General features: G+C 74.1%; 9 protein-coding genes. 8 read left to right on the top strand and 1 reads right to left on the bottom strand.

From position 1 onward, the window contains the following. Positions 1-187 precede the first annotated feature (187 nt). The 3 genes from ACLIYP_RS15630 (at position 188) to ACLIYP_RS15620 (ending at position 3,180) form a co-directional block, all read left to right on the top strand. Positions 188-598, top strand: a complete 411-nt coding sequence (locus ACLIYP_RS15630; RefSeq protein ID WP_412713738.1) for a hypothetical protein — start codon at positions 188-190, stop codon at positions 596-598. Positions 599-820: 222 nt separating this feature from the next. Further along, positions 821-1,894: a PLP-dependent cysteine synthase family protein gene (locus tag ACLIYP_RS15625; RefSeq protein WP_412713740.1), complete on the top strand. Its 1,074-nt coding sequence runs from the start codon at positions 821-823 to the stop codon at positions 1,892-1,894. Further along, positions 1,891-3,180: an MFS transporter gene (locus tag ACLIYP_RS15620; RefSeq protein WP_412713737.1), complete on the top strand. Its 1,290-nt coding sequence runs from the start codon at positions 1,891-1,893 to the stop codon at positions 3,178-3,180. The genes ACLIYP_RS15625 and ACLIYP_RS15620 overlap by 4 nt, the downstream gene beginning before the upstream one ends. 74 nt (positions 3,181-3,254) lie before the next feature. On the opposite strand, the gene ACLIYP_RS15615 is transcribed toward ACLIYP_RS15620, so the two are convergent. Further along, on the bottom strand, positions 3,255-4,295 hold the full coding sequence (locus ACLIYP_RS15615) for a C40 family peptidase (protein WP_412713736.1): 1,041 nt from the start codon (positions 4,293-4,295) through the stop codon (positions 3,255-3,257). A gap of 409 nt (positions 4,296-4,704) precedes the next feature. Between ACLIYP_RS15615 and ACLIYP_RS15610 the strand changes: the two genes are divergently transcribed. From ACLIYP_RS15610 to ACLIYP_RS15590, 5 genes are all read left to right on the top strand, one after another. Beyond that, positions 4,705-5,073 (top strand): BlaI/MecI/CopY family transcriptional regulator, encoded by a 369-nt coding sequence (locus ACLIYP_RS15610; protein ID WP_412713735.1) that lies wholly within the window; start codon positions 4,705-4,707, stop codon positions 5,071-5,073. Then, a complete protein-coding gene (locus ACLIYP_RS15605; RefSeq protein ID WP_412713734.1) occupies positions 5,070-5,984 on the top strand; it encodes a M56 family metallopeptidase in 915 nt (304 codons plus the stop codon). The genes ACLIYP_RS15610 and ACLIYP_RS15605 overlap by 4 nt, the downstream gene beginning before the upstream one ends. A gap of 124 nt (positions 5,985-6,108) precedes the next feature. Beyond that, a complete protein-coding gene (locus tag ACLIYP_RS15600) occupies positions 6,109-6,375 on the top strand; it encodes an SHOCT domain-containing protein (protein ID WP_412713733.1) in 267 nt (88 codons plus the stop codon). A gap of 201 nt (positions 6,376-6,576) precedes the next feature. Beyond that, positions 6,577-7,269: a DUF305 domain-containing protein gene (locus ACLIYP_RS15595; RefSeq protein WP_412713732.1), complete on the top strand. Its 693-nt coding sequence runs from the start codon at positions 6,577-6,579 to the stop codon at positions 7,267-7,269. Between the two features lie 161 nt (positions 7,270-7,430). Continuing rightward, entirely contained in the window at positions 7,431-7,781 is a 351-nt protein-coding gene (locus ACLIYP_RS15590) for an NADH-quinone oxidoreductase subunit A (RefSeq protein ID WP_412713731.1), read from the top strand. Positions 7,782-7,879 lie beyond the last annotated feature (98 nt).

Genomic DNA, 7,879 nt, shown 5'->3' with positions numbered 1-7,879 from the left:
CGCCCGCGGCCGGGGGCGCCGGTTCAGTGCTGGTGTGTGCCGTCGTCGTGGCCGGTGTCCGCGTCGCCCTCCTCCCGGGCCTCCTCCCGGGTCTTCGCCGTGCCGTCGGCGGTGACGGTGAAGGCGGTGGTGCGGACCTTCCCGTCGTGCTTGAAGTCCAGGAAGAGGCGGTAGGAGCCGCTGCTGGGTGCGGTGGTGGCGGCACCGTGCGAGGTGGCTGTGGGGCGTCCTGCCGGTCGCCCTCGTGCTGATGGCCTTCGGCTGCCCGGCCCCCGTCCACTTCGCCGTCCATCCCGCCGGTGCGCCGCAGGGGGGCGTGACGGGGCATCACGCCCGGACCGGTGAGGCGGCCCGGGACGTGCCGGCCGCGCCCCACCACGCCCACTCCGGCGCCGACTGCGCCGATCTCCTGCGCCCCCGGGCGGGCGCGCCGTCCCCGTCGCCCCTCGGCCAGACACCGCCGCCCGCCGCGCCCTTCGACGCCGAACCCGTGACCGCGCGGGCCGTCCCGCCCCCGGCGCCGCGGGGGAGACGGGCCATACCCGCCCGGCCGACCGGCCGGCAGACGCTCACAGCCGTCTGCAGGTGGCGGATCTAGACCGCTTCGGTGCGGCCGGTGCGCACCGGCCGCCGCACGGCGCGCGGACGCGGGACATCCCCCGTCCCCAGCGCCCCGTCGCCGTGCGAGATCGGACCCCCGTGTTCGGACCCACCGATCGGAAGCGATCCCATGTACTCCACGACCATCACGGTTCCCTCCCCCGCGGGCCGCCCGCGCAACGGCACCGCCCTCGCGGGCATCGGCCGGACCGCCGACTGCATGTCCGCACTGGTCGGCAACACGCCCCTGCTGTACGTCTCCGAGCCCTTCGCCCCGGCCGGGCGCGGCTTCTGGGCCAAGCTCGAGGGCTTCAACCCCGGCGGCATCAAGGACCGCCCCGCCCTGCACATGGTCGAGCGGGCGCGCGCCCGCGGCGATCTGCGCCCCGGCGCAACGATCATCGAGTCCACCAGCGGCACCCTCGGTCTCGGGCTGGCGCTGGCCGGAATGGTCCACGGCCATCCGGTCGTCCTGGTCACCGACCCCGGACTGGAACCGTCCATGGCGCGGCTGCTGACCGCCCACGGCGCCCGGATCGAGGTCGTCCCCGAACCGCACCCGACCGGCGGCTGGCAGCAGGCCCGCCGCGACCGGGTGGCCCGGCTGCTGGCGCGCCACCCGGGTTCCTGGTGCCCGGACCAGTACAACAACCCCGACAACGTCGCCGCCTACACGCCGCTGGCCCTGGAACTGGCGTCCCAGCTGGGCCACATCGACATCCTGGTGTGCAGCGTGGGCACCGGCGGCCACTCCGCGGGCATCTCCCGGACCCTGCGCCAGCTCTACCCGCAACTGCGGATGGTCGGCGTGGACACGGTCGGCTCCACCATCTTCGGCCAGCCGGCCCGCAGCCGGATCATGCGGGGCCTGGGTTCGAGCATCCACCCCCGCAACGTCGCCCACGACCACTTCTCCGAGGTCCACTGGGTCGCTCCGGCCGAGGCGGTGTGGACCTGCCGGCGGCTGGCCGCCTCCCACTACGCGACCGGCGGATGGAGCGTGGGGGCGGTGGCCCTGGTCGCGGGCTGGCTGGCCCGCACCCGGCCCGCGGGGACCCGCATCGCGGCGGTCTTCCCCGACGGGCCGCAGCGGTACCTCGGGACCGTCTACGACGACGCCTACTGCACGGCCCACGGCCTGCTGGGCGCCGCTCCCGCGGAGGAGCCCGACGAGATCGGCCACCCCCGGGAGCGCGAGGTCGACCGCTGGACCAGGTGCACCACCGTCGTCGACCCCGTGGCGGCCGCGGCCGCACAGGCGGTGGAGGCCAACGGCGGCGGGGGCGAGCGGTGAGCAACCCACTGGCCCGGGCCCGCACCTTCGACCGCGGTGTACGGCTGCTGATGGTCAACCAGTTCACCATCAACCTCGGCTTCTACATGCTCATGCCCTACCTGGCCCAGCACCTGTCCGGAACCCTGGGGCTGGCCGCCTGGGCCGTCGGCCTGGTGCTGGGGGTGCGCAACTTCAGCCAGCAGGGGATGTTCTTCTTCGGCGGCACCCTTGCCGACCGGCTCGGCTACAAGCCGATGATCATCGCCGGCCTGGCGCTGAGGATCGCCGCCTTCGCCGTACTGGGGCTGGTCGACTCCCTGCCCGCCCTGCTGGCCGCCTCGGCGGCCGTCGGACTGGCCGGTGCCCTGTTCAACCCGGCGTCCCGCGCCTACCTGGCCCATGACGCCGGCGAGCGGCGCGTCGAGGCGTTCGCCCTGTTCAACGTCTACTACCAGGCCGGAATCCTGTTCGGTCCCCTGGTGGGCGTGGTTCTCACCGGGGTGAGCTTCCGCCTGACCTGCCTCGTGGCCGCCGGCGTGTTCGCCGTGCTGTCGGTCGTGCAGATCGTCGCGCTGCCCGCCCGCACCGCCCGGCGCGACGGCGGGCAGCCGGCGGCCGGGGTGCTGTCCCAGTGGCGCACGGTGCTGGCCAACCGGCCGTTCCTGCTGTTCTCCGCGGCGATGATCGGCTCCTACGCGCTGTCCTTCCAGGTCTACCTGGCGCTGCCGCTGGAGGTGCGCCGGGTGGCCGGGGACGAGCAGGTCGGCACCGTCGGGGTCGGGCTGCTGTTCGCGGCCTCGGGCCTGGCCACCATCGCCGGGCAGACCCGGCTGACCGCCTGGTGCGGGAAGCGCCTCGGGCCCGGGCGGTCGATCGTGGCCGGACTGGCCTGCCTGGGGATCGCCTTTCTGCCGCCGGCGGCCGCCGCCGCGGTCACGGCGCCCGCCGGCGGGCCGGCCCGCTGGGCCCTGGCCGTCCTGCCGCCGCTGCTGTCGGCCCTGCTGCTGGCCCTGGGGACGATGCTGGCCTACCCGTTCGAGATGGACACCGTCGTGGCCCTGGCCGGCGAACGGTACGTGGCCACCCACTACGGCCTGTACAACACCATCTGCGGCGTCGGCATCGCCGTGGGCAACCTGCTCACCGGAGCGGCCCTGGACACCGCCCGCGCCGCCGGTGCGCCGGCCCTGCCGTGGATCTTCCTCGGCGCCGTCGGCGGAGGCTGCGCCCTGGCCGTGCTCCGCCTCCACCGCACGGGCCGCCTGACTCCGGCGGCCGTGCGGGCGCGTCCCGTCACGGCCTGAGCGGCAGCGTCCCCACCTGCCGAGGGGGCGGGCACCGGCCGGTGCCCGCCCCCTCGGATCGTCGACGGCCGGTGTCAGCCGATGCGCACGCCCCACATGAAGGGCATACCGCTGGTGCTCATCGCCTCGTAGCGCACCACGGCACCGGGCTTGGGGGCGTGGAGGATCTGCCCGTTGCCCGCGTAGAAGCCGACATGGCTGAGGTCGGTGCGCATGATGACGAGGTCGCCCGGCCGCAGATCGCCCATGGAGTTGATCCGGGTGCCCGCGCTGGCCTGGGCCTGGGAGGTCCGGGGGATGGAGACGCCGGCCTGGGCGAAGGCCCAGGAGGTCAGGCCCGAGCAGTCGAAGGAGTTCGGGCCGGTGGCGCCCCAGACGTACGGCATGCCGACCCTGGACTTCGCCGCGGAGAAGGCCGCGGCGGCGCGCTGCGAGGCGCTGGCCTGGCTGCCCAGATCGACCCGCTGGCTGGCGCGGTTGGCGCGCTCCTCCTCGGCGGCGATCCTCGCGCGCTCCTTGGCGGTCAGGGTGTTGAGGAGCTTCTGCGCCTTGGCGAGCTTGGCCTGGATCTCCTTCTTCTTGTCCTTCAGTTCCTTGCGGGCGTCCTCGAGGTCGCCGAGCTTCTCCGAGGCCTCCTCGCGCTTCTGCTCGAGCGTGCGCTGCTTGGACTGGATCTTCCGGAGCGTGTTGAGCTGCCGGCTGCCGATCTGGTCCAGGACGGCGGCCTTGGCCAGGTAGTCGTCGGGGTCGGAGGAGAGGAACAGCTGCACGGAGGGGTCCACCCCGCCGCTGCGGTACTGCGCGGTGGCCAGCGTGCCCAGGCTGTCCCTGAGGTCGTTGAGCTCCCCCTGGCCGCTTGCGACGCTGTCCTGCAGATCGCCGACCTGCTTCTGGAGCCTGTCCTGCTTCTCCTTGGCGGCGTTGTACTTCTCGGTGGCCTGCGTGGCCTGCTCGTAGAGCCGGTCGACCTCGGCCTTCACGCCCTTCTTGTTCGGATCCGGCAGGGGATCGGCGTGGGCGGTCTGCGTGGTGAGGGCGACCGCCGCGGCCGCGGCGGTGGTGAGCACGGTCGTGTAGGCGTGGCCTGGTTGCTTGGGACGACGGTGGGACGCCACGGAGGCGAGCTCCTTCTTCCTCGGCCGCCTGCCGGGCACGGGACGCCGGCCCGGTTCCGCGTGATCTGCCGCGGACTCGGCGGTGCCTTCGCCGCCGCCCCGGATGGACGGCCGACCGTGCGAAGGTCCGGGCACGGATACTAGCCAGCTAATCGGCTTAGCTTCAATCGAGGTCCCCCGAGGTGTGCGGAGGCCGTACGGGCGCGCGGGACGATAGGTCCGTCCTCCGTACCGCGGAACCCGTGCGAGGCCTTCGGGCGCCGGTCCCGCGCCCCTGGGCTATGGCACTTAGCGGAGGCCTTCCCGGCGGGGGCTCCGCACGAGGCGAGCGGCCGCGATCCGACCGGCCACTACGATGGATGGGCGCCGGTTCGGCGGTGCTGGAGATCCGGTGGCGAGGGGAGCGTTCGTGCGACCGCTGGGCGAACTGGAGGCGGAGATCATGAACCGCCTGTGGACGTGGGGGCGCCCGGCCACGGCGCGGGACGTCCTCGTGGACCTGGGCAGGACCCGTTCCATCGCCTACAGCACGGTCAAGACCGTCGCGGAGATCCTGCACCGCAAGGGCCTGCTCCGCCGCGAGAAGCAGGGACGGGCCTGGCTGTACGAGCCGACCTGCACCCGCCAGCAGTACACCGCGTCGCTGATGCAGGACGCGCTGGGCGACAACCCCGACCCCGCCGGCGCGCTCCTCAGCTTCGTCGAGCAGATGTCCGCGGACGAGGTGGAGGCGCTGCGCTCCGCCCTGCGGGCGGCGAAACGTGGGAGCGGGACGTGACAGCGGCCCTGGCCCTGGCCGGATACGCCCTGCTGGTGGGGGCCGTCGCCCCGTACGCGCTGGCCAGGGCGCGCTGGGCGCACCGCGCGCCCCGGCTGGCGGTCCTCGTCTGGTACGGGCTGATGGCGACGTTCACCGTCACCGTCGCGCTGGCCCTCTACCACGTGGTGCTGCGGGAGGAGCACGTGCACGACGGACTGGTCGGCCTGCTCACCGCCTGCGGCCTGCTCCCCACGGCCTTCGGCCCGGCGTCGCACACCGCGGCCGATCCCGCCGCCCTTCTGCCGCCCGCCCTCGTCGTGCTGCTCCCGGCGGGCTGGTTCCTGCGCACGGTGTGGCGCACCCGCCGCGCCCAGCGCCGCCATCTGGACCTGCTCGCGGTGCTCGGCCGCCCGTCCTCCGAACACGACGTGGTGATCGTCGACCACGACACCCCGGCCGTCTACTGCCTGCCCGGGCGGTTCCGCCGGGTGGTCGTCACCCGAGGGGCGGTCAGGGCGCTCTCCCGGGAACAGCTCCAGGCGGTACTCGCGCACGAGCGGGCCCACATCGCCGGACGGCACCACCTCTGCCACGCGGTGACGGAGGCGTTCGAGCGGGCCTTCCCGAGACTCCCCCTCGCCCGGCACGCACGGGAGCAGACCGCTCTGCTGCTGGAGATGACCGCGGACGACCGGGCGCTGCGCCACCACTCCCGGGAGACCCTGGCGGCCGCCATGTACGAGGTGGCGGCGGGCCAGGCGCCCCGGGCAGCCTTCGGCGCGGGAGGCTCCAGCGCGGCGGTCCGCCTGTGCAGGCTCCTCACCCCCGAAGCGGAGCCGCACCGCGCGGCGCGGCTCGGTATCGCCGCCTGTTCCCTCGGGGCCATGCTGCTGCCGCTGCTGATCGCCTGCGGTCCGGCCATGGGCTGACCGGGCACGGCGGCGGGGACCATCGGCCCCTGCGCCGCGGTCGGCCTGGAGGCATGCTGGCAGTAGGCGGAACGCCGGGGCGGGCGCGGTGCCCGTTCCGGCCGGCCCCGGGAGGTGACGGACGATGATGTTCTGGAACGGCCACGGTGTCAGCGGCTGGGAGTGGTTCGCGATGTCGGCCGGGATGATCTTGTTCTGGGTGCTGGTCATCACCGCGGCGGTCCTGCTCTTCCGCGCCCTGGACCGCCCCCGGGAGCGCCCCCGCACATCCGAGGACGCCTCCGCCGAGCGGCTTCTGGCCGAGCGGTTCGCCCGCGGCGAGATCGACGAGGAGGAGTACCGGGGCCGCCTGGCCGTCCTGCACTCCTCCGGTCGCTCCGCGAAACCCTGACCGGAGGCGGTGACCGGCCCCGGCCCGTCGCGGGCGGCGGCAGGAACCCCGCCACCGGCCGGTCCGGTGGAACACGGGGGCCGAACGGGCGATCGGGGGAGCGAGGGGGGATTGCAGAGGGCCCGTCGTGACAAAGGGATCGCGCGGCTGTCCGCCAGCCGTGCAGCCCTTCCGTCGGCGAACCCTCCCAGAAGGAATCCCATGAACACCTCGATCGTCCGCCGCGGCGCCGTGGCCGCCCTTGCCGCCCTGGCCCTCGCGACCGCGCCCGCGGCCACCGCCTGGAGCGTCCCCGGCCAGGCCCCCGCCGGGGCCGCGGCCGCGGAGCAGGGGAAGACCGCCCACATCCAGCCGCTGCCGACCTCCCCCGTGGCGTACCGGTTCGGGGAGACGCTGGCCCGGCTGAGCGGCAGGAAGCTGGAGGTCACCTTCTTCGCGGCGATCATCCCCCACCACCGGGCGGCGATCGAGATGGCGCGGCTCGAGCGCGAGCGCGGCACCGACGCGCGTATCCGCACCCACGCGGACGACATCATCGCCAACCAGCGCCACCAGATCGGCCAGTTCACCCGCTGGCTGAAGAAGTGGTACGGCCTCACGCCCGAGCAGGCCCGGCAGCAGGCCCCCCAGGAGGCGCGGCAGGAGATCGCGGCCATGGAGAGGGAGGTGCGGCGCATGATCGCCGAACTGCGGAGGGTGCCGGCGGGCGAGCGGTTCGACATCGAGTTCGTGCGGCGGATGATCCCGCACCACAACTCCGGCGTCATCGAGTTCCTCGAGCCGCAGTCCCGTGCCGACCACGCCCAGCTGAAGGTCGCGGCGGCCTCGGGCATCAACAGCCAGGAGATGCAGATCGTGGACTTCCGCACCTGGCTGTCCGAGCAGACCCGCTGACGCCACCGGCCCCCGCACGGCCGGCCGCCGACCGCCGGCGGCCGGCCGTGCGGTATCGGCCGCCGTAGGGAACGAACCACTCCTCGCGGGGTACCTACGGGCGGACGCCCCCTGCGCGAGCCGGGGCGGACGACTCCGTACGTACGTTGGGCGAGGGGGACATGCGCGAGTTCCTGGATCTCGGGGCGATGCTGCTGCTCGCGGCCGGCGCGGTCGCCGCACCGCGCCTGCCGTACCGTCCGACGGCCGTTCGAGCCCAGCCGCTGCTCGCCGCGCCCCTCCTTTCCGGGAACATCCCCGACGGGCACGCGCTGTCGCGCTTCCACGCCCGCTGGTACGCGCTGACGCTGCTGTTCCTCGCCTTCGACGTCGAGACGCTCTTCATGTGCCCCTGGGCTGTCGTGGTCGCCGACATGGGCGCGGCGGCGGTGGCGGAGATGTTCGTCTTCCTCGGCCTGCTGATGTACGGGGCGCTGTACGCCTGGCGCGAGGGGGCCCTGCGGCGGGCCTGAGCACCGCAGGGCGGAACCTGACGGAGCGTCCGGCCGCGCCCGCCGCGGGCAGATCCCGCGTCCTGCTGGTGACGTGCCCCGGGGGCACGGCCGTACGG

Source organism: Streptomyces nanhaiensis, assembly GCF_046614825.1.
Classification (GTDB): domain Bacteria; phylum Actinomycetota; class Actinomycetes; order Streptomycetales; family Streptomycetaceae; genus Streptomyces; species Streptomyces radiopugnans.
Note: the sequence above shows the minus strand (reverse complement) of the source record. Positions and strands in the feature narration are given on the sequence as shown.